Below are 22450 nucleotides of genomic sequence, written 5' to 3'. Positions count from 1 at the left end.
AAGCATAATTTATTATTAAAAATAAAATATACTGTATATTCTAAAAATAATAACAAAAGTATTCGGGATATTTATAATTTCTTCATTAACAAAAATCATATAGTTAAATAGATTAAATATTTACCCCATAGATAATTCATATATAGAGGAGGGGCAGTTATGGAAAGAGTAAAAAAAGAATTTTTTACTATAAAGATGAATATGTAAAAAATGTTCAATTAGTACATTATGATAGTGCTACTAATATGAGATATCGGTTAGATATAGAATTGAAGAATGGGGATAACGAAAAAGCTGTCCATTTAATGATGATCAATCCAAGTAAAGCAAATGAGGAATTTCCCGATAACACGCTTAATCGTATTATCAAATACGTTTCTTTAAATAACTCTGTTAGTGATTTACAGGACATAGGGAAAATTATTATTACTAATCTTTATGTAGTATGTGAGACATATCCAGAAAAAGTGGATGAATATATTTCAGTACAAAGTTTGGATTTTATTAAAGGAATAGATGCTGACGGAAAATATAATAATGATACGATAATTGAAATGGCTAACAAAGAGGCTCAATTGATAATTATTGCTTGGGGGAAAGGTAACATATTTGATTATGACAATAGGATTCAAGAAGTTTTTAGCTTAATGAAAAACAAGGAAATATATCAAATGGAAGATTTGACACAAGAGGGATATCCAAGGCATACCCGGGCTTAGGCTTATTCTTGGAGATTAAAAATAATCAATCTGAGTTTCAGGATTTTATTATGTAAACCTTAGCTGAATATTTGGAATGATATAGCCATTTCCTCTGAGGTGGTCTTTTTAATTTGCAAAGTAAGTAATTTCACTTTGCTCCTCCTAGTCCAAACGACATGTGGGTGCTATCATTAAAATGATGTAAAACTTTGTCGGGGGGATTTAATAATGGCTCTACTGCAAGAAGAGTTGAAAATAACGAGGATGAAAGACTTACTTGGTATGAAATTAGCGTTACCGTCATATCAACGGCCGTATAGTTGGAGTGTGCAATCCACGAATACGCTTTTTTTTGATACGTATCAAGCTTATCAAGAAGGTATAGAAGAATACAGAATTGGTTCTGTTATTTTACATAAAGAGCATGAAAAATATAATATTGTCGATGGCCAGCAGCGATTGACAACCCTTTCGATTCTTCTTTACTGCTTAGGTGATGAAGCGCAAGGGCTATTACAAGAAAAATATAGTCAACTATCGAATGATGTCATCGTAACAAATTATAAAATTTTAGAGAAGCGGATTAGTGAATTTACTGCAGATGAGCAAGATAAGTACAAAAAGTATTTACAAGAACATTGTAGTGCAGTGCAAATTGTTACAAATAGTGAGCAAGAGGCTTTTCAATTTTTTGATTCCCAAAACTCGCGGGGGAAAGAGTTAGATCCACATGATTTATTGAAGTCGTATCATTTACGAGAGATGGAAGATGCGGATGAACATCAAAAGGTCAATATTATTAACAAGTGGGAAAATCAAAACCAAAATCATTTAAATGACTTATATAAAAATTATCTTTATCCTTTAACACAATGGTATAAAGGAAAATATGGTGTCGATTATTCTTCAAGTAAAATAGATGTCTTTAAAGGGATTAAAAGCTCGAATGTGTTTAATTATGCAATCTATCATAAAGCAAGTAATCTTTTTATCGATCAGTTTAATGCAAATGGAAGTAGTGAACTACTAGCAACTAGAGCTTTAAATCAATTTCAATTAACACAGCCGCTGATAGCTGGCAATCGATTTTTCAATTATACGCTGCACTACAGCAAGCAACTTGAGCAAATCCAAAAATTAATTAAGAAGGTACATACCGATGAACAGGTCCCAATAAGGGGTTCGGGCAATCTTTACATTAAACAGCTATATGAATGTGCGTTATTGTTTTTTGCAGATCGTTTTGGCTTGGAAAGCCTAACGGAAGGTGTAAGACAGCAACTATATTCATGGTGCTATTCCTTAAGACTGACGATGGAATCTGTGCGTCTGCAAACAATCAATAAATATGCAAGAGGAAAACATGACCGTTTAAATAATGGTTTGAAGCTGTTTTCAATAATTAGTGAAATGAACCATCCTGAAGAATTAAAGTTGATCGTTTTAGAGCAACCTGATTTTGATAATAAAAATAAAGACAAGTACAAAGCGGTGTACACTTTACTTTGTAAATGGAATAGGTGGTAGGCAGTGGATAAAAATTTAAAAGTCATCCCAGTATCAAGTATTTTTGCTAATTGCAGTTACATCGTGCCAATTTATCAGCGCAACTATGCTTGGGGAGAAATGCAAATTGAACAATTAATAGAAGATATTTTAGGTTCTAGCAAAGACTATTTTCTTGGCAATCTTATTGTCAATCAGACAGATAATCATGTTTATGAAGTAATTGATGGACAACAACGATTGACAACATTATTTCTTTTAGAAAATTATCTCGGCATAAAATTTGCGCATGATGCGTTAAAATTTGAAGCACGTGATAAGTCAAACCGTACTCTTACTATGTTAAAAAAAGGCGATAGGGAAGAATTATTTGAGGAATTATCTTCCAGTGAAATTTTAATGGGATATCAAATTATTGATAACTATTTTAATACGAAAGAAATAGACAAAAATGGGTTGATTGAAAAACTACAAAAGGTTTTTCTTGTTCGTGTACAAGTCCCACAAGATATCGATTTAAATCATTATTTTGAAATTATGAATACTCGTGGAGAGCAACTTGAGCTTCATGAAATAGCAAAATCAAAGTTTTTAGAAGTTTTGGATACTAAACACGATAAAAAAACGGCAGCATGGATTTGGGATAAGTGTGCGGATATGGACTCGTATATCCAAATGAACTTTGATCCTACTGTTAGAAACGCACTTTTTACAAACGATTGGACGAGCCTTAAGGATAGCATGATTAATTTTGATTGTATTAAAATGTACGTTCCGACTGATGAAGATGACAATACAGCAGTTCCTCTAATTGATATTTTAAAAGAAGGCAAATTTCGTCATACTACAGTAAGTAATGATGAGGTGGAGAAAGAACGTTTTGAATCAACGATTTCATTCCCAAATTTTTTACTGCAAGTAAATGCCGTTATCGCTAAGTTAGCAGAAGAAGATTCAACACTTGATGATAAACACTTTTTAAATAATTTATCTTGGGCATGGGCTGATGCAGAGAAAGCAAAGAACTTTTTATACCATATGCTGAAATGTCGTGTGCTTTTTGATAAATATATATTGAAACGTGAATATGCTAAAAGCTATAAGGAAGAGGGAAGATGGTCATTACTACGTTTGGAGAAATATAGTGAACAAAGGGGAGCCAATCCTAAACCCAAATATGTAGGTACATTTGGTGATGACAATAGTCAGAACAATAAACAAATAAGAACGCTGCAATCATGCTTACGTATAACGTATACATCTCCTAAGACGATGCACTGGATTTCACTAGTTTTAACAAATTTGTTAGCAGATGAATCGTGTAACATGATTAAAATTCTCGATGACTACTGCACAACAAAAATTAAGAAATCTGAATTTGAACATAGTAGTGGATTTGGCTTTGAACGAATCGTATTTACGTATCTTGATTATTTATTATACAAAGATGGTTATTCATACTTAAATAAACAGCTTATCCAGCCAATGCGCGACGATTGGCAATTTCAATTTAGAAGTTCCATCGAACACTTCTATCCACAAAATCCAGTGGAAGGCGAACCTTGGAAATCAGATGACCTCCATGGATTTGGCAACCTAGCTTTAATCACAGTATCAGGAAACTCGAAATTTTCGAATGTATCGCCAGAGGGCAAAATAACCACGTTCCGAAAAGTCATCTACCAAAGTTTGAAATTAAAAATTATGAGCGAATTAGTCAATCTTGATGATAAAAAATGGACCGAAGAAAAAGCAAGCGAACATAAAGAGGAAATGTTTAAGATTTTAAGGGCTAGTATTAATGGGTGAAGTAGATATTGTGAACAATTAAAACATTTTTGTAAAGGTGAAAATAATAATGAGGATAGGAGGATATACGATTAAACCAAAGAAAACTGTAAAGTTTAAAATTTTCACGGGAATTTTTGCTTTGCTAATATTGCTTGTTGCGGGATTTTTTATTTATGTAAGTTCATACTATAAGGACAGTTCGTTGGCGTTGGATAGTTTGAAATCTGATGCGCTCGTCAATGTAGAAGATAATGGCGATATTTTATTTGAACCCGTATCGAATGCTAAAAATACCGGTTTTATTTTTTACCCAGGCGCAAAGGTAGAAGCATCAGCATATGCTCCTATAGCTAAGGAGATTGCTGCAAAAGGTTATACTGTTAGTATCGCGAAAATGAGCTTTAACTTAGCCATTTTTTCACCGAATAAAGCAGACAGTTTAATAAGTAATCATAAAGAAATTGATACTTGGGTGATTGGAGGACATTCTTTAGGAGGCGTCATGGCAGCAGATTACGCACTAAAAAATGAGAAAATAAAAGGTTTGGTACTATTAGCATCCTACCCCAAATCAAAAACAAATCTAAGTAGTCAACCAATCAAAGTCTTATCACTATGGGGAAGCAATGATAAAGTTGCTGACTTAACCAAAGTAAAGATGCTCAAAAGATTATGCCAAGTGACGCACGTTTTTATCGAAATAAATGGTGGCTATCATGGAGGCTTTGGCGATTATGGTCATCAAAAAGGTGACGGCGAATCTTCCATTACAAACAAACAGCAGATGATGGAGACATCACAGTATATTGTAGAACTGTTGGATAGTTTAGATCAGCAATAATTTGAAAAAAGAACTGCACCCCAACCATTGGAGGTGCAGTTCTTTATGGTCAAGAAATGTGCGGAACAAGCTTTTGAGCGTTAGTTGACAGATTTCAAAATAACTATGGCTAGTGTGTTCGAAAAGTGCCGTTCGTATATATTCACAAGTAAGATTATGATTCAGTAGTATATTGAAATATAAATTTACATTTATATAATAAAGCAGCTTTATTAAATATTGTACATTTTAGTTATATTCAAAATGGCAGTCGTTCTATAGATTCCTATTATAATGAAATAAATACAGTAGAAGTAATAAAAAGCCACCTTTTCGGTAAGTTTGAAAAAATATTATTCTACAACAAATCTTTAATTTGTTCATAAATGTATTCTTTACTGAGCCACCAAGCTTGTTTAGTCATATAATCATCTGTATAATTATCTTTTTCACTCTCTGGTCGATTTATCCATTTTACTGGGTGAGGTAATTTCCTAGAATTATTCATTGACTTACTCTTGGCAATGCCTTTATCTAAAATGATTTTATTGTAGTGTGGTCTGTATTGTGCAACTTGGGCATCAGGGCGGAGATGTAAAATATGGTTAAGAGATGGTTTAATAAAATTATTATTTATTTTAATTTCATTATTTTCAAATTTAGTAAATGTTAGTTCAACACCGTTTTTTAGCTTTTCTATCTCCGTTTTCCAAACTCTTCTTACTGGTCCATCTATATCGGAAATGGGCATATTCCAAAATTTAGCGCCTATAAAAATGATTTTTTCAGGATTTGTTTCGTACGAGTTACTTCCATTTTTCTTAATATTAAAATCATTAAAAACTAGCAACAAAAATTTCTGACTATCTAAAAAATCATACACTTTAGATTCTTCCCAAGACTCCTTTACCAGTTCTATAAATGAAGGAATTCCCATGAATTTAAAATGCTCTTTCGGTTGCCCTCTTCTTAAAGTTACTGTTTTTAAACGAATTTCTGCTTTTTCGATTTCTTCAGATGTGACCTCCTCTGTAGTAGCTGGCAATTTAAGGATTCCACGGATTATCATGTTATTAATATTTTTTTGTGAACTCTTATCTACTTTGATATTAAGGCTATGAATCAATTCACTTTGTTTCATACCGTAAAAGGGAGTAAAACGGGAGAGTATAATTTCCTCAAGAGTTTTCTTTTCTAGTTCACTAACATCTTTCACAATACTATTAATTGCTTCGGTATGGTCATGTCCAATAATATGATTATTTATGAGTTTATTAATGAATTTTGCTTTAAATGAATAGGCTCTAGGTTTTGCAGAAACATTTGTATGCTTCTGTTTTGTAAAAACATCACTAGTTGCTGACTTGGTACATGCTCCTAGATAATTTGTAAGCCCTTCTGATAATTGTTCAGCTTTATTAGAGTTAATATACTCAGATATCTTTAGCCAGTCTTGCTTAATGATTTCTAAATCTTTCTCAGGTATTTCTATTACAGTATCTTTAGACAAGCCAAAATCTTTTAACTCCGTCATTGAAAGTAGATTTGCATATAATACTTGGAACTGTGTCTTATCTTCAATTAGTTCTCCGCTAGAAATTTTTTTCTTATGCGAAACATCCCGTCTATAATATTGAATTAATTCAATTAGTTTATTCTTATGCCAAAAAGAACTTTGTTCAAATGTTTTACCATATTCATTTTGGTAATTAATTACATTTAAAACTAGTCTCTCCCCAGCAATTAATTTAGTGACCTTTTTCTTTTTTACATGCTTGGTTTGCTTATCTAGGGGGGTAACTTTTAGTTCTACTCCGGCTTTTGGGAAATCTGGTTCTGCATTATTATCTGCTGGATGGTTAAACCAGACCTGCTCGATTACATTGCCTGGATAAGATTTATTTTTCACGTTCTTAGTGCCCTTCACATCAATTGCTCCAAGTGTTTTGCCAACCGCTTCTAATGCTCTTGCATGTACTTTCTCCTTTGTATCATATACACTACTCAAATCATTCCGCTCCTCTAAAATAACGAACAATATTTATTTCATATAGTATATCAATGACTTGGCATTTGTTAATACAATTGCAATTAATCTCTAAATTTAGGTATAACTGATACTATTATTAAGCGTAATTAGCATTGTTCTGCATGATATTGACAAGTGGAAACTTTATTAGATTACATAATATATAAATTTACTAATCAATTATTAGCAATTCACTTTAAATAACAATAGAATGGACTGTCAACATTTTAGGAAGAAGTGTATTAAATTATGGAGGATAATATTAGATATCCTGATGTTTGGATATAGAATTCTATGTGGTATCGGTGCTTTTATTGGTATAATATTACTATTATAAATAGGTGGGTGATTAGAGAATGGGAATGGATGTAACTCCAGATAAACAAAATATAAATACTGTATTTTCAAATACAACATACTATATTGATTTTTATCAGCGAGAATATAAGTGGTCAAATGAACCTGTTTACAGATTATTAGATGATGTTTTTTATAAATTTAATATGGAGTATGAAAAACATAGTAGTAGTGATATTCCACTAAACCAATTAATAGAGGAATATGGTTGGTATTATTTAAATACATATGTAACTAATCCAGTAGGAGGAAAGTTATATATCGTTGACGGACAGCAAAGGTTAACCACTATAACATTGATTTTAATTAAACTTATGCATCTCGGAAATCAACATCATTCATCTTTGGTTGATTGGTTATCTCAAAAAATAGTAGGATTTAACGGATTTGAGAAAGAGTTTTGGATGAAACATGAACAGCATTTATCAACAATGAAATCCTTATTTGAAGGGAAAAATCTCTCGGATATAAGTACTTCAAGTGGTATTACAGCAGTAAACATGGTAAAGAATTTTTCTGCTATTTCACAATTTCTTGATGAAAAATTACAAGAAAAACATAAGTATGAGAGTTTTGTATTCTATTTTCTAAAAAGATTGGTTTTAATAAACTTAAATGTGGAGCAAACAGATGTACCAATGGTGTTTGAAGTAATCAATGATCGTGGGGTAAAGCTAAAGCCTTATGAAATCTTAAAGGGAAAGCTTCTTGGACAGGTAGATAAAAAAGAACTGGAACATTTCAAACTTAACGAACTATGGGATACGAGTATTGGTGAAATAAATCGAGAATATAAAGACGAAGTAGATGAATTCTTTATGTATCTTCTTCGAGCAAAGTTTGCAAACTCTATAGGTGACTCACGAAAATATGATAAAAATAATTATCATAAAACAATTTTTGAAAAAGAAGTTCATGCAAAGTGGAAGTTAGACCATAATCCAAAAGCCGTTAAAGAGTTTTTAATGAATGAGTTCAATTACTTCACTTCTCTATATAAAAAAGTTTTAAATTATTATTCGAATGAACATGAGGAATATATTGAAGTTTACTACAACCGTTTAACTGAAATGGATAGTCAGTTTTTACTAACGCTTTCAGTATGTAAATTAAATGACCCATCTGAGAATGAGAAGATTCAAAAGATTTCTTATGAGGTTGATAGGTTCTATTCTCTTTTACAGTTACAAAAGGGCTACGACAGTAATGATTATAACGAAGCAATTTATAAAATCAGCCAAAGTATTAGAGAGCAAGATGACTTGACATATATAAGAAAAGTATTTGATGAACAATTAATTTCGATGTTGTCTGAGAACCGTGGTTTAGATATTAAGGAACCAATTAGTTATCAGTTATTTAAAGATACTGGGTTTGAACTAAATAAAAGGTTTAAAAGATACTTTTTTGCTAGAATTGAAAAGTTTATAGCAGTGGAAACAAAAATGCAAATGAAACAGACCTTATATGATTTAGTTTCTAATACCGGTGCTGTCAATGGATTTCATATTGAGCACATACTTTCTGTGAACAAGGAAAACTTATCTAAGTTTAACAATGATAATGACATTTTTGAGCGTGAAAGAAACAGACTTGGTGGACTGCTATTGCTAAAAGGAAAAGATAATATATCGAGTAGCAATGAAAGCTATAAAGAAAAGTTAAAGACTTATGCCAACACACTTTATTGGAATGAGACACTAAGAGACGATACCTATAAAACTAAAATTGACTTTAAACAGATGATAAATAACCTGCAATTAGATTTTGAACCGATGGATAAATTTTACCGAGTTGGAAAAGAGACATAAATTACTCTATGATATTATAAAAATAATATGGAATTAAATTCTCATAATAAGCCCAATCAATAGTAAGAACCTAGTGGATTTTGAAAGAGGTATACAATGATATTCCGAAAAATTACAGCTACTGATGAGGATTTTATACTAACACGAACTAAGTATAAACTGATTTATGATGAATTTCGACAATTCGCAGAGTTATTAACAGAACAAGCTGGAAATGCTATAAAACCTAGTGGGAAGTCAAGTTCATATGCTAGATATTTAATTAGATTTGTAATCTTGTACGAAGAAATTTATAAAGAGACGATTGAAGAACTTGCTAGTTTTAATGCTTTAAAAAAATTCGAAAAGTTAAGTTCTTTGCAGGACTTTAAAGAATATAATCAAAGAGAAAATAGATTTCCAAGTGCTACAATTGCGTGTTTTAGAGCTTATGTAACATCTAAGCAAATGATGGAAGAAGAAAATAATGACACAGAACTTAATAGCATTCTAAATTCTACATCTTCAATTAAAAGTAATATGAATGAAAATAACATAGGGTTAATTTCTGAGCCTAAATTAAAATCAGAAAAGAAGAAAACGCAAAATGGCTTCAGTTATCCAAGAAACCCAGTTGAAAGTATTGCCGCTAAGGAAAAAAGTAACTATAAATGTGAAATGGATAATAGTCATGTCACATTTATATCTGCAAAAAATCAAATGCCCTATATGGAAGCACATCACCTAATACCTATGGCAGCGCAAGATTATTACGAAAATACAATTGATTTTGCAGATAATATTGTTACGCTTTGTCCAAACTGCCATCGGAAAATTCATCATGCATCGTTACAAGAAAAAGCAGTTATGATTGACTATCTTTACAAACAGCACGAAAAATTATATGAATCTCATGGTATAAAAATTAATAAAAAAACGTTAATGAATTATTATGGTATTCTTCTCTAAATGCCGACTTAAGAATATTAATATATTTAATTAGTAATCATTTAATCACTTTAAGGAATATCTGAAGATAGTGGATCTTATAAAAATCGTAGTGTACCATTGAATTAAAGGCAGGTGATTCAATGAGTACCCCGAGAATGGAAAATATATTAATAACACTAGTCATAGCTATTATAATTCAAATGTTTGCTGATGAAATTTCATATTTTGCGGTGTTTGTTAAAGCGAATATAATTGATTATTTATTGCTATTTGGAATAAGTATCATTATTGGATTATTAATTTATAAACGTAAATAGAGCCTATATTGGTGTATTCCAGTTTACTCAAAAAAGTAAGCGTAGCAAACAATTTGCTACGCTTACTTGCATTATTCAATCACTTTAAGTATTACAGCGTCTACTGTTTTAATTCCTCATTCAAGATACTAAGGATATAAGTGTTATTTAACCAAAAACTCTGTTTCGTCATAATACGTCCATCTGGTAAGGTGTCGCCATAAACAGAGTTATTTCCGATGACTTCGCCAGTTTCAAAAACGTAATAACGTTCTGTTGTATGGGGGCGTATATGAATTATCCGATTATCACTTTTCTTTGGAAAATTGTTTTTTACTTCAAAGTTGATACCATCTTTTTTGAATTTCTTATATAGTAAAGGTCCTTCTTGCGTTATTTTTTGTATACTTGCCCATCCTTCTCGTGCTTCTTCTAAATCTTCATAAGGCATATTCCAAAGTTGGCAGCCTTTTAACACATAGTCATTACCTAACTTTTTGTATACAACAAATAAATAACGTTTCGAACTTAAATCATTATAAAAAGCAGATTCTTCCCATTCTTCGTTCACCAGTTCATTAAATTTAAAAGAAGGGAATGAAATGCTTTCAACCATTTTTCCGTTCTCTTCAATTCGGATAGCCTTTACTTCGATATTTGCTTTAATAAACTCTTCAGCACGATTCGATTTTATACCCAACATGCGGTAGGCTAATGAACTATAGAAATTTTTAGAACCAGGTATTACATTAAATTCTTTACTAAGTTGAGTGCTTGTTTTTCCTTTATGTTCATTTATTGTATTAACAATTAGCATTTCGAAAGTTTGGCTGCTGGATTGATTTACATTAGCCAAAATAGACTCGTATGTATTCACTTGATTCAGAACATATTTGTTAAACATGTAGGTCATATAAGACTGTTTAAAGCAAAATGCTCGTTTTGGTGCTTTAATATTAGGTGCGTAATATTCTTGAGGAACTAAGCTTTTACTAGCGGTAGATCCCTTAGTACATGCCCCTAGATACATCGTTTCACCTTCTGACAATTCATGAGCTCGACCTTCTCTTACTTTTGTAATAATTTTCTCATAATCTTGTTGAATGATTATTAAATCTTCTTCAGGTGGAGAAAAAAGTGTTACAAAATTGATAGGATAGTCAACTCTAGGTATATCGCGATTCCTTAAGTAATGAATTAACAGTGTTAAACGAAATTTGCTATAGGCATGTGATTTAAAAAAGTCTTCTTCTATAGGGTCTTTGTAGCTAATCATTGTGATGACTAAACGTTCTCCTGCTGAATAGCCTCCTTTTTTTCCTATTTCATAGGGAGTAACCTTTAGTTCTACTCCTGCTTTTGGAAAGTCAGGTTCTTGATCACTATTAATCTCATATTCGAAATGGTATGTCTCAATTAAATGACCCATTCCACCTTTATACCTTGGATTATTCACCTTTTCTATCGTTTCCTGTTTTAATTCTTCATCGATGGCTGCATTATTTATTACATCGAAAAATGTTTGACCGATTAATAACTCGCCGTATTCTTTAATGCTTATTGGATTTGTATCATCATACTTCAAAATAGGTTTACCTCCATAATTTGGGTGACTTATTTAAATGATAGCTTAACGCTAGTAAAAATACATTAAATTGATCTCTTAGTAAAACTTAAAAGTTGATCTTTTGGGCTACATGATTTATAATACGAATATGTAGAAAGGGAGTTCGTATTTTATGAATAAAAACCTAAATGTTGTGGAATTATTCGCAGGTGTTGGTGGTTTTCGTCTTGGTTTAGAAAAAGTAGACAAAGAATTTTTCCAAACAGTATGGGCCAATCAATGGGAGCCTTCAAAAAAGGCCTAGGATGCTTATGAATGTTATATAAGTCACTTTACTGAAGGTGAAGCAAGTAATGATGATATTACAACAGTAGCTAATAGCAAGTTCAGCTCGTTACACATAGATTTATTAGTTGGTGGTTTTCCATGTCAAGACTACAGTGTGAGTCGCTCGTTGAATAATGAACAGGGTATAAATGGTAAAAAAGGTGTTCTGTTTTGGGAGATTAAACGAGTACTTGAAAACAGTCATCCGAAATATGTACTACTAGAGAATGTAGATCGTTTGATTAAATCGCCATCGAAACAGCGTGGACGAGATTTCGCCATTATGTTAGCAGTATTCAGAGACTTAGATTATATTGTTGAATGGCGAGTTATTAATGCGAGTGAATATGGAAATGCACAACGTAGACGTAGAATTTTTATTTTTGCATATAAAAAAAACCTCAGCTTTGCTAATCAGCAGAAGAAGTTAGCTAAAGAAGCTATTTTATTTAAAGAAGGATTCTTTGCACGTACGTTTCCTGTTACAAATGAACCGTATAAAAATCGTCGTGCATCTGTTGAATTACCTAGAGATATTGTTGAAATTTCGGATAATTTTTCATTTGGTTTTCATACAGCGGGTATTATGATTGAAGGTCAGGTTCATACCGTTCAACCGGAACCAATCTTAACAACTCCTATCCCATTGAAGGATATTTTGCTTCCAGAAGAACTAGTTGATGAAGAATATTACTTAAATGAAGCGGTCATTGAAAAGTTTAGCTATCTACGTGGACCTAAAAAAATTGAACGAACTTCTGCTGAAGGTCATAAATATATTTACTCTGAAGGTGGTATGTCACCTACGGATGATTTAGATTTACCTGGACGAACGATGCTGACAAGCGAAGGGACTGTTAATCGAAGTTCACATATAGTTGAAGTCAATGGTAGAAAACGTTTTTTAACCCCGCTTGAATGCGAGCGTTTAAATGGGTTTGATGACAATTGGACGGAAGGCATGCCTAAGCGTATGCGCTACTTTTGTATGGGGAATGCTCTTGTAGTAGACTTAATTACAGATATGGGTAAGAAGATTATGGAAATTGATTTACTGGAGCAAGAAAATGTTACACAAATAACTTTAGGGATTTAATACACAGAGTTTTCTCTGTGTATTTTTTTGTACCCTTTGCTCTCTTTTATGATGAATCCTGTGACTATGAAGGATAATAGCTCTTATTACAGAGTTACGTCCAAACTACCGTTTGTTTTTTATTTAATAATTATATAGCTTATCCGTTGTATGATTTGTTATGATTATTTAAATGGTAAATTTAGGTTTTTTAAGTAGGGTATTTCGTTATAGTTTGTAACCAATAAAGACCTAGAAGATTTCCAAATAAGAATGGAGTTGGGATTAATGGAGACAAAATTAAAAAATATAGGAATTCATGACTTACCAATTTTTGATGATAGTTTAGATTTATTTGAAGTAATGCCTTATATTGAGGCTCTAAGCGATTTTATTAGACAAAGTGCTACACCAATTACAATTGCATTGCAAGGAGGTTGGGGAACAGGAAAAACTTCTTTTATGAATTTAATTAATCGTCAGTTAGAACCAGTGAAACGATTAGGAGAGGAAACTGGAAGTATAGTAAATACTGAATCTCCTGTTGTCACTGTAAATTTTAATACGTGGCAATATACTCAATTTAACCTTGAACAAAATTTAGGCATTTCTTTTTTAAGTTACATAATAAATAAGCTGACAGAAGATTTGAAAGGCGATGAAAATAATTTTGTAAGCGAGGCTTCTAAGGCAATTAAAGGTCTTGCAAAATTTGGTGTTAATGTTGTTCTTGCTCAGGCTGGAATGCAACCAGTAAGCGATGAGGAATCTAAAAATGATGAGGTAATGGATCCAGCACAGGCAATTGAAACTCTAAGAGAATCTTTGGGGGAAATTGTTAAGAAAATAGCGAAGAAATATACCGTTAATGGTGAAGATGCAAGATTAGTTGTGTTCATTGATGATTTAGATCGACTTAAACCATCTATAGCAGTTAGTCTATTAGAAGTAATTAAATTATTTTTAGATATAGAAGGGTGTATTTTCGTTTTAGCTGTTGATAATCGTGTTATTGAAGAAGGTATAGCAGAAGTGAAGCAAACTTCTATAGCCAAGACGAAAAGTTTCTTAGATAAAATGATTCAAGTTCCTTTTAAAATTCCAGTTGAAATATATAACTATAAAAGGTTTTTAACTGACAATTTAGGCGTTCTTTCTGAGAATGATGAGCTTTCAAATGAGCTACAAAACTTAATCCAGTTCAGTGTGGGCAGTAATCCTCGTGCAATGAAACGGCTTATAAATAACTTCTATTTAAATAATAAAGTAAATATGATTATTGATAATCAAACCATTACATCCCAAAATGATCAGTGCATTTTAATTGCAATTATCTGTATGCAACTTGCTTGTCAACCATTATATATTACTATGAGATACTCTGATTCTAAATTAGAGCTGTTAAATAAAGTAGTAGAAGAAGGACTGTTTGTAGACTTTTTACGAGAAGAATTTATAGAGTTAGAAAGTCTGAATTTATTTGAGGAAGATACAGAAAATAGTATGGATTCTTATGATCGCTTTTTAGATTATTTAAGAACTATCTTATTACTTACTGTAAATAAAGATAGGAATGGTGTATTAGAAGAAGCAGATTTATCTGTCTATAATAAAATTTTGAAACGTTCAGATATGACGAATGTTTCACAGTCGCAAGTTAAAATGAATAATGATGAAGATTTAGGTGAGATTGTAAATGTGAAATTACTAGACTTCATTAATAATATTAAGAAATATCAATTAGAAAAGAAACAAACCTTAGTTTATAAAAATAGTCTTAATGATGGAATCTATAATATGAAGGAAGGCTTCCAAGTTATTGTTAATGACGCTGTAAAAGGCAAAGAACATATTGAAAAATTAAAAAGTGTAGATGGACTTAAAAATAGTAATATAGCAAGAACTATGTACTTCCGATTACTTCCAGAGTCTGAGTGGAGTGATGCAGAGAAAAAATATAAAACATTGGAGTTCGGAAACCAAGAAATTGGTACAGTTAAATTAGGGCATAGTTTCGGTAATGCTGAATCAGCTAGACAATTATATAGAGTATTAAATTATTTAAATTCGGATATTGTCAATGATATATACCTTCGTGCGCGACCTGTTGAGTAAAAATAATGAACTTAGTTTATTTGCCCTTTGAATGTTAAAAGGTGAGTAAAAATTGAAGGGCGTTAGGGTTATTGCCGTATTCGTGACAAATTTGCAAACCGTAACCAAAAAGTAAATCAAAAAACGGTACAACGCATTATGAAAGAGCTTGGTTTAAATTCCTTTTATGTAAGAAAAATTTAAATCTTAGCGAAAATGGTGGAGATATTACTTTAATTAATAGTCGTAACATATTTCCCCATACTCCACCCTTCCTAAGCTATACTTATACCTAAACCAATCGAATGGAGCAGGATACTAAGTGTTAAAAAATCAAATTGAATCTTTAATAAATGAGCAAGTCCATAGTAAATTACTAGATGTAGAAAAGACATACGCCCAAAAGCACGAATTGTTAGACGAGGATGCAGCGGTAGAAACGATTTCTTTGTCATTTGACGTGATTGAACGTTGCCATAAGGAAACGGAAGAATTACTAGGGGAAGAAACAGCTTCTTTTCTAACAAAGCCTGTGCATTATTTAAAAGAGCATGCGAATGAATTTATGTATGTGACGTCTGAACGTTTGGATGTGATCCGTGTGGATTCGTTTGCGCTTGAATTTGATGGGGCGTTTGGTGTGTACAGTGCCATGTTTGGACTGCGATTGCAAAAGAAGTATAGTGCGTTTTTGCATTCCTATTTTACAGCACATTTGCAACATAAGCAGATGACCTATAGTGTGGCATTTTCTGGGGAAGATGGGCTTTGGGAAGTGAATCTTGCGTTAGATGCACTCGATGGATTTAGTGAGCAGCAGTCTTTTGACGAAGTGTTAGCACAATTATATTGTCTTGTTTTTGGGCTTCTTGAAGAACTTGAGGCGAGCGTATGATGCATACAAAATGGCCGTTAGAATTTTGTATCCCAGCATAATATATTGGGTTTTAAACAAAAATACATGGTGAGGGAGAAGGAAACATGAACATCGTTACAAGTCGTGAGGATATCCAAAAATATGAAACCTTATTAGAAGAAAAGTTAAAACAGTATGTTGGGACAAAAGAAGTAAAAGGTGTCACTGTGGCTGTTGCGCATGGAACGGGCGAAACGAATGTATGGCAAGTGCAAGATTTAGGTTACTGGTTTGTGAAAAGGAAAGTGGATATAAACAATAAATGGTGGAATTCCTTTGGTTTTACATTAGACGATAAATTTATAGAGTTTTGCGAAGTCAATGTACCTCTTGAAGGTGTTAATTCAAAAATTGCAGGAGCATTTGTTGAAGCGGATGGTAAGGTGTATCTTGTTCATAAAGGTTCAAATATTGCTGGGATGAAAAAAGAATATGTTCATAGTCATTATCAAGGTGAAACAGTAGCAATTACTAACAATGACTATCGCCTAGTTGTAGCTGAAATAACGTCGTCAAATGCGCCTGTTCAGATTGGAAAATTTTTAAAAGAAATAAAGCGCTTAAAAGAAGCGTATTGAATTTTTTAATTGAAGCAGTCCTTTGTGACAAAATCCTATTCACTTCCTTTTTATAATAAAAAAATTCTTTCAAAGAGTAAATTGCCCTTTTTTGAATTAAACTATTATAAAAAGGGGGGCTTATCCATTATGCATTCAATAAATAAAATAGGTGATTGTTTTTGGTATATGACGCCTATAGCGGAAACGGATCGTCCCATTTTAGGGATGGTAGTTGGTCATAACAAAACATTAATGATCGATGCAGGGAATTCGGAGGCGCATGCACATTATTTTCAAGAAAAACTTTTAAAAATGGGCGTTCCTAAACCTGATATGGTCGTTTTAACGCATTGGCATTGGGATCATATTTTTGGACTTTCTGCATTATGTCAAATGGTGTCTATCGCTTCGGAAAAAACAAAAACGGCTATGGAGCAATTAATTCCATTTTCTTGGTCAGATGAGGCACTTGATGCACGTGTGAAGGAAGGGATAGAAATTGAATTTTGTGCCAGAGCTATTAAAGAAGAATTCAAAGATCACCGAGATATTCAGATTGTTTTGCCGAATGTCACGTTTGATAAACGGTTGGAAATTGACCTAGGTGGTGTCACTTGTATCCTTCAACATGTTGGAGGGGATCATGCGGCTGACTCGGTTGTGGTTTATATAAAAGAAGAAAAAATTCTGTTCCTTGCTGATTGTATTTATCCTAATCTTTATGCTGAAAAAGAACATTATACAGTTAAGGAAACGCTTCGTCTGTTGGCTGAATTAGAACAATTTGATGCGGATACATATATTCCTTCGCATCAACAGCCAATAACAAAAGAAGCGTTTAATCAAGAAGTAGCGATGCTTAGAACGATTGCTACATATACCGATAGTTGTGATGGAGATTCACAAAAAATTATGCAAGCATATAAAAAGCATGTAAAAAGAGAACTAACAGAAGATGAAATTGAAACTATCTCTGACTTTGTCAATGGTTATTTACAATAGTCAGAATTGTTTTAGTGCCTGGCACAAGGAAGTGGAGTATACCACTTCCTTTTCATTTTCTTTATAAAATTAAGCTTACGATAATACCTGAAAGGACACTTACAAGGGTAGCGCCAAATAATAATTTTAAGCCAAAGCGTGCGACAACATTTCCTTGTTTTTCGTTAAGACTTTTTACAGCACCGACAATAATACCAATTGAAGAGAAGTTGGCGAAGGACACAAGGAATACGGAAAGAATGCCCATTGTCCGTTCACTAAAGTGATAATCGCCTCCAGATAAATCCAACATCGCTACGAACTCATTTGTTACTAGCTTCGTCGCCATAATGGATCCGGCACTAACCGCTTCCGAGGAAGGGATGCCCATAATAAAGGCAACTGGCGCAAAGATATAGCCTAGAATCGTTTGGAAAGTAACGCCGAACAGTAATTCGAAGACACTATTAAATCCTGCCATCAATGCAATAAAACCGATTAACATGGCACCGACGATAATCGCTACCTTAAAGCCATCCAAAATATATTCGCCAAGCATTTCAAAGAACGATTGCTTTTCGTGCTCGATTTCTAAAATATCTTCTTTCGGGTCAATGTCGTATGGATTCATAATTGAAGCGATGATAAAACCGCCAAATAAATTTAAAACTAAAGCCGTGACAACATATTTTGGTTCTAGCATCGTCATATATGCACCAACGATGGCCATGGATACAGTGGACATCGCTGACGCACAAAGTGTATATAAGCGCTGTTTTGACAGCAGACCAAGTTGTTTTTTTAATGTGATGAAAACTTCTGATTGACCGACCATTAATGAGGCAACGGCATTATAAGATTCCAATTGTCCCATGCCGTTTACTTTACTTAATACCCAGCCAATACCTTTCATAATAAAGGGGAGGATTTTCAGATGTTGAAGAATACCGATTAATGCTGAAATAAAAATAATGGGTAGCAATACGGTTAAAAAGAACGGCGCTTCTCCCTCATTGGCTAAGCCGCCAAATACAAAGGTAACCCCTTCACCTGCATATTCCAGTAATTTGTTAAAGACAGTAGCAATTCCCTTAATAATAATTAAGCCAAATTGTGTATTTAACAACAGTAATGAAAATAAAATTTGAATGATTATCATTGTAATAATTGGTTTGAATTTAATCTCTTTTCGATTGGAACTAGCAAGCCAAGCGAAAAACAATACAATGAGAATGCCTAAAATAGAAATAACGTATTGCATATGTAACCTCCTGATGTTGAAAACATGATGTGATAATTACCTTTTGCATAGTACCTTTATTAATTGTGAGTGTTGTCTTGAATATGTTGTCCAAATTACTAAAAAAGAACCGCACTTATTTAATATAAATACCCTTTGTTGAAGAAAGGTAACATAGAGATATTAATAGAAAGTTATTAAAAAAGCAAAAAAATATCTATTTTACTGAAATTTCGATAGGCACTAGGGAATAAAAGTAAGGATTATACTTTTTTTTACAATATAGAGCTAGCTGGCAAATGCCATAGTGATATAGCATAATGAAAATAAATTGAAGATGGGCAATCGTAACAATAGCTAACGTAAGGGAGTGCAGTGAAAATGAATGTTGAAATGGTGATGCAAGAGCTTGAAGCACTTGGGAAAGAGCGCACGAAAAAAATATATATGTCAAATGGTGCACAGGAGCCACTTTTTGGGGTGGCTACGGGGGCGATGAAGCCGATAGCTAAGAAAATCAAATTGAATCAACCATTAGCGGAAGCCCTTTATGCCACAGGAAATTATGACGCAATGTATTTTGCAGGCATTATTGCTGAGCCAAAAGCTATGACAGAGTCGGATTTTGAGCGCTGGATTGATGGGGCGTATTTTTATATGTTGTCAGATTATGTGGTGGCAGTGACGTTAGCGGAAGCGGACATTGCGCAACAGGTTGCCGATAAATGGATTGCTAGTGGGGAAGAACTAAAAATGTCTGCTGGCTGGAGTTGTTACTGCTGGCTATTAGGTAATCGTCCCGATGTTGAATTTTCCGAAAGTAAAATGGCTAATATGCTTGAAATGGTGAAAAGTGCGATTCACAATTCACCTGAACGAACAAAATCTGCTATGAATAATTTCCTCCATACGGTAGGGGTCTCGTATATCCCGTTACACGACAAAGCGTTAGCTACAGCACAACAGATAGGTCCTGTAGAACTTAAAAAGAATAATAAAAAAAGTAGTTTCCTCCACGCTTATGAAAGTATTCAAAAGGAAGTAGAGAGAGGCAGAATTGGCTTTAAACGCAAATATGTAAGATGTTAAATCCTAGCAAGTACCAAATTAAGCGATTCCCTGTGGATATCGTGGCGATAACACAAAATTACATGGCGATTCCAGCGTATCTTCCGTGGAATAAGCATATTCCATCTCTATAAAAAGGAGGCACAATAATGACGCAACAAAAAATAATGATTATACCGTACAGGCCTGCATTTGCTGAGCAAACAGTAGCGATGTGGCGAGATAGCAAGGAACAGGCTATTGGTCAGAAAGAAATGCATAGCGTTGAAAATCATGTGTACTTTCTAAATCATCTATTACCAGAACAGTTTCAAATTGAGTTAGCGATTATTGATGAAACAGTTGTTGGTATGATTGCTTATAACGATAGTGAAATAAGCCAACTGTATATTCATATAAACTATCAAGGGCTTGGTATCGGGCAAACATTGTTGGAGAGAGCGAAAGCCCAATCAAGTGGAAAATTAATTCTATATACATTTGAAGTAAATGAAAAGGCCTAACGTTTTTATGAAAAACACGGATTTAAGGTGATTGGTAGAGGGCATGAAAATGAAGAAAATTTACCTGATATTTTATATGAATGGATTATTGAATAACGAGAGAGCGAAGAACAGGAGCTTGTCCTGCGTTTAGTTTTCTGTAATAAAACAAGCAAGAGAATAACAATCTTTTTGCTTGTTTTATTTCGTCTGCGATTTTTTATTGCAATGCGTCCTTAGTCCTTTATCTGATTTTAAAATGGTAAATATTGAAACTTATTATCCAATCAAACGTATAAGTAATATAGTCAGCGTAAAGGGGATGTTTAGAATGCGAGTTAGTTCAAGTGAAGTAACACCTCAAAATTTCGGGATGTTTTTTTTGCAAGAAAGATTTGATGAAATTTATAACCAATGTCATGCAACGTTTCAAGAGATGGTTTCGAATGAGCAATTTAATGAAATAGCTCAATCTTTTAATGCCAATGTACAAAACTATGAGTTATTTAATAAATCAACAATTGCTCATTATCATCAATATGTTTGGTTGGACGATCGACAAGAGAAAGCGATTCAGGTAACGATGGATTCAAGTAATATTATTCATAGCTTATTAATTAAGCCTTATGTGGTTTTTCCAGAAAGCGATAAAAAGTATAGTCAAAATACATATATAATGCCTATAAAAGAGGAGTGGTTTGTATTTTGGGGAGGGGTTAATGAGTTTGTCAATTACCATTACGCATATGAAGCACAAAGATATGCATATGACTTGGTGATTATGAAGAATGATTCGACCTTTAAAGATTCTCCTAACGTCAATGAAAACTATTATGCCTTTAATAAAGAAGTTACTGCACCTGCAGATGGGAAGGTAATTAAAGTTGTCAATCATCTAGAAGATAATATCCCTGGAGAAATGTATGAAATGGAGCCAGCAGGAAATGTAATTATTATCGAACATACCAATCATGAATATAGTATGGTAGCGCATTTAAAAAAGAACTCTTGTCTTGTGCAACAAGGAGATACGGTTAAACAGGGTGATGTGATAGCGCTTTGCGGAAATTCAGGAAATTCCTCAGAGGCACATATCCATTTTCAAGTGATGGACGCACCAGACCTTCTTAATTGCCAATCTTTACGCATTCGTTTTGCGGATGGTTTAGAGCCCATTCAAGGTGATGTTGTAAAATAAAATAAAATAGCTAAAGAACCGATGAGCGAATTTCCCGTTCATCGGTTCTTCTTTATAGGACTAATCACCATTAAATACTTTGAATTAATTCGCTATATTTTAGGGAAAGTAAGTTTAATGAATAGTTTTTAATTTTATCGGTTGCAATAATACCCGTTAGGATACATTCAATCATTTCTTTATATTGATAGATTAAATGGACTTCCTGCATAAAAGATGAATCAATCGTAATGCCGTTCGTCATCGTTTTTAAAATTACTTGTTGCTCTTCATATAAGTAAATTAATTCAAATTTTGAATTATGTATTAATGTCGTAATTTCGGGAAAAATAGTAGCATCGTTTAAAGCCGCTAAAATATCGTCGACCGGCTTTACACCTTCTATTGATTGTAAATACGAGAAAGTTTCTCTTAGTTTTTCTTCTAAAAAATCAGTACTCATTGAAAAATGCTCCTTCGTGTTTTGCTTTATCCATTTTAATCATTTTATGATTATTGTATGCCTATTTTAGTGGTAAAAATTATTAAAAAAACTTACTTTTTTTTGAATTAATCGGGATAATTTCATTTTAAATAAATAATTTATAGTAGTAAATACTATTTAGATAAAATCGTAAATATGGACTATACTAATGATTGTTGTTCATTTTATTAGGAAAAATGGTTTGGTTAATGCGCATTTATTTAAAAATCTATTATTT

At 32.8% G+C, this 22450-nt stretch carries 16 protein-coding genes and 3 pseudogenes; 15 read left to right on the top strand and 4 right to left on the bottom strand.

What is annotated here, in order from left to right:
* The first annotated feature begins 245 nt into the window (after positions 1–245).
* The 4 genes from LO754_RS18995 to LO754_RS18980 all read left to right on the top strand — a co-directional run bounded on the left by LO754_RS18995 (position 246) and on the right by LO754_RS18980 (position 4839).
* A complete protein-coding gene (locus LO754_RS18995; RefSeq protein WP_231785032.1) occupies positions 246–719 on the top strand; it encodes a DUF1643 domain-containing protein in 474 nt (157 codons plus the stop codon).
* 210 nt (positions 720–929) lie between these two features.
* Positions 930–2228: a DUF7834 domain-containing protein gene (locus LO754_RS18990; protein WP_231785031.1), complete on the top strand. Its 1299-nt coding sequence runs from the start codon at positions 930–932 to the stop codon at positions 2226–2228.
* A gap of 3 nt (positions 2229–2231) precedes the next feature.
* Positions 2232–4016: a GmrSD restriction endonuclease domain-containing protein gene (locus LO754_RS18985; protein WP_231785030.1), complete on the top strand. Its 1785-nt coding sequence runs from the start codon at positions 2232–2234 to the stop codon at positions 4014–4016.
* 49 nt (positions 4017–4065) lie between these two features.
* A complete protein-coding gene (locus tag LO754_RS18980) occupies positions 4066–4839 on the top strand; it encodes an alpha/beta hydrolase (RefSeq protein WP_231785029.1) in 774 nt (257 codons plus the stop codon).
* A 337-nt stretch (positions 4840–5176) separates the two neighbouring features.
* On the opposite strand, the gene LO754_RS18975 is transcribed toward LO754_RS18980, so the two are convergent.
* The gene (locus LO754_RS18975; RefSeq protein ID WP_231785028.1) at positions 5177–6826 is read right to left on the bottom strand and encodes a Sau3AI family type II restriction endonuclease; all 1650 of its coding nucleotides are present in this window, start codon (positions 6824–6826) and stop codon (positions 5177–5179) included.
* Between the two features lie 377 nt (positions 6827–7203).
* On the opposite strand from LO754_RS18975, the gene LO754_RS18970 reads away from it, so the two are divergent.
* The gene (locus LO754_RS18970) at positions 7204–9015 is read left to right on the top strand and encodes a GmrSD restriction endonuclease domain-containing protein (protein WP_231785027.1); all 1812 of its coding nucleotides are present in this window, start codon (positions 7204–7206) and stop codon (positions 9013–9015) included.
* A gap of 96 nt (positions 9016–9111) precedes the next feature.
* The gene (locus tag LO754_RS18965; protein ID WP_231785026.1) at positions 9112–9963 is read left to right on the top strand and encodes an HNH endonuclease; all 852 of its coding nucleotides are present in this window, start codon (positions 9112–9114) and stop codon (positions 9961–9963) included.
* A 399-nt stretch (positions 9964–10362) separates the two neighbouring features.
* Here LO754_RS18965 and LO754_RS18960 read toward each other — a convergent pair whose 3' ends face one another.
* Complete coding sequence (locus LO754_RS18960; RefSeq protein ID WP_231785025.1) at positions 10363–11826, bottom strand: Sau3AI family type II restriction endonuclease; 1464 nt, start codon at positions 11824–11826, stop codon at positions 10363–10365.
* A 154-nt stretch (positions 11827–11980) separates the two neighbouring features.
* Here LO754_RS18960 and dcm point away from each other — a divergent pair.
* The 6 genes and pseudogenes from dcm (at position 11981) to LO754_RS18935 (ending at position 17782) form a co-directional block, all read left to right on the top strand.
* A pseudogene (gene dcm, locus LO754_RS18955) lies at positions 11981–13231 on the top strand (DNA (cytosine-5-)-methyltransferase).
* 267 nt (positions 13232–13498) lie between these two features.
* Positions 13499–15325, top strand: coding sequence for a P-loop NTPase fold protein (locus LO754_RS18950; RefSeq protein WP_231785024.1), 1827 nt, complete (start codon positions 13499–13501; stop codon positions 15323–15325).
* A 66-nt stretch (positions 15326–15391) separates the two neighbouring features.
* A pseudogene (locus LO754_RS23815) lies at positions 15392–15508 on the top strand (IS3 family transposase); the annotation flags it as partial.
* 118 nt (positions 15509–15626) lie between these two features.
* Entirely contained in the window at positions 15627–16199 is a 573-nt protein-coding gene (locus tag LO754_RS18945) for a branched-chain amino acid aminotransferase (RefSeq protein ID WP_231785023.1), read from the top strand.
* Between the two features lie 86 nt (positions 16200–16285).
* A complete protein-coding gene (locus LO754_RS18940; protein WP_231785022.1) occupies positions 16286–16798 on the top strand; it encodes a hypothetical protein in 513 nt (170 codons plus the stop codon).
* A gap of 129 nt (positions 16799–16927) precedes the next feature.
* Complete coding sequence (locus LO754_RS18935; protein WP_231785021.1) at positions 16928–17782, top strand: MBL fold metallo-hydrolase; 855 nt, start codon at positions 16928–16930, stop codon at positions 17780–17782.
* A 61-nt stretch (positions 17783–17843) separates the two neighbouring features.
* Here the strand turns inward: LO754_RS18935 and LO754_RS18930 are convergent, their stop codons facing one another.
* Positions 17844–19022 carry a nucleoside transporter C-terminal domain-containing protein gene (locus LO754_RS18930; protein ID WP_231785020.1) on the bottom strand — a complete coding sequence of 393 codons (1179 nt, stop codon included), beginning with the start codon at positions 19020–19022 and terminating at the stop codon, positions 17844–17846.
* A 360-nt stretch (positions 19023–19382) separates the two neighbouring features.
* Here LO754_RS18930 and LO754_RS18925 point away from each other — a divergent pair, with 360 nt between their 5' ends.
* From LO754_RS18925 to LO754_RS18915, 3 genes and pseudogenes are all read left to right on the top strand, one after another.
* On the top strand, positions 19383–20090 hold the full coding sequence (locus LO754_RS18925) for a DNA alkylation repair protein (RefSeq protein ID WP_231785019.1): 708 nt from the start codon (positions 19383–19385) through the stop codon (positions 20088–20090).
* A gap of 128 nt (positions 20091–20218) precedes the next feature.
* A pseudogene (locus tag LO754_RS18920) lies at positions 20219–20668 on the top strand (N-acetyltransferase family protein).
* A gap of 214 nt (positions 20669–20882) precedes the next feature.
* Positions 20883–21749, top strand: a complete 867-nt coding sequence (locus LO754_RS18915) for a M23 family metallopeptidase (RefSeq protein WP_229387552.1) — start codon at positions 20883–20885, stop codon at positions 21747–21749.
* Positions 21750–21819: 70 nt separating this feature from the next.
* On the opposite strand, the gene LO754_RS18910 is transcribed toward LO754_RS18915, so the two are convergent.
* Complete coding sequence (locus tag LO754_RS18910) at positions 21820–22191, bottom strand: hypothetical protein (protein ID WP_231785018.1); 372 nt, start codon at positions 22189–22191, stop codon at positions 21820–21822.
* Between the last annotated feature and the right edge of the window lie 259 nt (positions 22192–22450).

It is taken from the genome of Lysinibacillus sp. GJ-1 (genome assembly GCF_021166035.1).
In the GTDB taxonomy this organism is placed as follows: domain Bacteria; phylum Bacillota; class Bacilli; order Bacillales_A; family Planococcaceae; genus Lysinibacillus; species Lysinibacillus sphaericus.
The sequence above is the reverse complement of the archived record's forward strand: the minus strand, read 5'-3'. Positions and strand labels throughout refer to the sequence as shown.

What these genes read in the sequence shown, in the direction of transcription:
- LO754_RS18980 (WP_231785029.1), top strand. Translation starts at nt 4,066, where the DNA reads ATGAGGATAGGAGGATATACGATTAAACCAAAGAAAACTGTAAAGTTT.
- LO754_RS18995 (WP_231785032.1), top strand. Translation starts at nt 246, where the DNA reads ATGAGATATCGGTTAGATATAGAATTGAAGAATGGGGATAACGAAAAA.
- LO754_RS18965 (WP_231785026.1), top strand. Translation starts at nt 9,112, where the DNA reads ATGATATTCCGAAAAATTACAGCTACTGATGAGGATTTTATACTAACA.
- LO754_RS18925 (WP_231785019.1), top strand. Translation starts at nt 19,383, where the DNA reads ATGAATGTTGAAATGGTGATGCAAGAGCTTGAAGCACTTGGGAAAGAG.
- LO754_RS18935 (WP_231785021.1), top strand. Translation starts at nt 16,928, where the DNA reads ATGCATTCAATAAATAAAATAGGTGATTGTTTTTGGTATATGACGCCT.
- LO754_RS18950 (WP_231785024.1), top strand. Translation starts at nt 13,499, where the DNA reads ATGGAGACAAAATTAAAAAATATAGGAATTCATGACTTACCAATTTTT.
- LO754_RS18970 (WP_231785027.1), top strand. Translation starts at nt 7,204, where the DNA reads ATGGGAATGGATGTAACTCCAGATAAACAAAATATAAATACTGTATTT.
- LO754_RS18930 (WP_231785020.1), bottom strand. Translation starts at nt 19,022, where the DNA reads ATGCAATACGTTATTTCTATTTTAGGCATTCTCATTGTATTGTTTTTC.
- LO754_RS18915 (WP_229387552.1), top strand. Translation starts at nt 20,883, where the DNA reads ATGCGAGTTAGTTCAAGTGAAGTAACACCTCAAAATTTCGGGATGTTT.
- LO754_RS18990 (WP_231785031.1), top strand. Translation starts at nt 930, where the DNA reads ATGGCTCTACTGCAAGAAGAGTTGAAAATAACGAGGATGAAAGACTTA.
- LO754_RS18940 (WP_231785022.1), top strand. Translation starts at nt 16,286, where the DNA reads ATGAACATCGTTACAAGTCGTGAGGATATCCAAAAATATGAAACCTTA.
- LO754_RS18910 (WP_231785018.1), bottom strand. Translation starts at nt 22,191, where the DNA reads ATGAGTACTGATTTTTTAGAAGAAAAACTAAGAGAAACTTTCTCGTAT.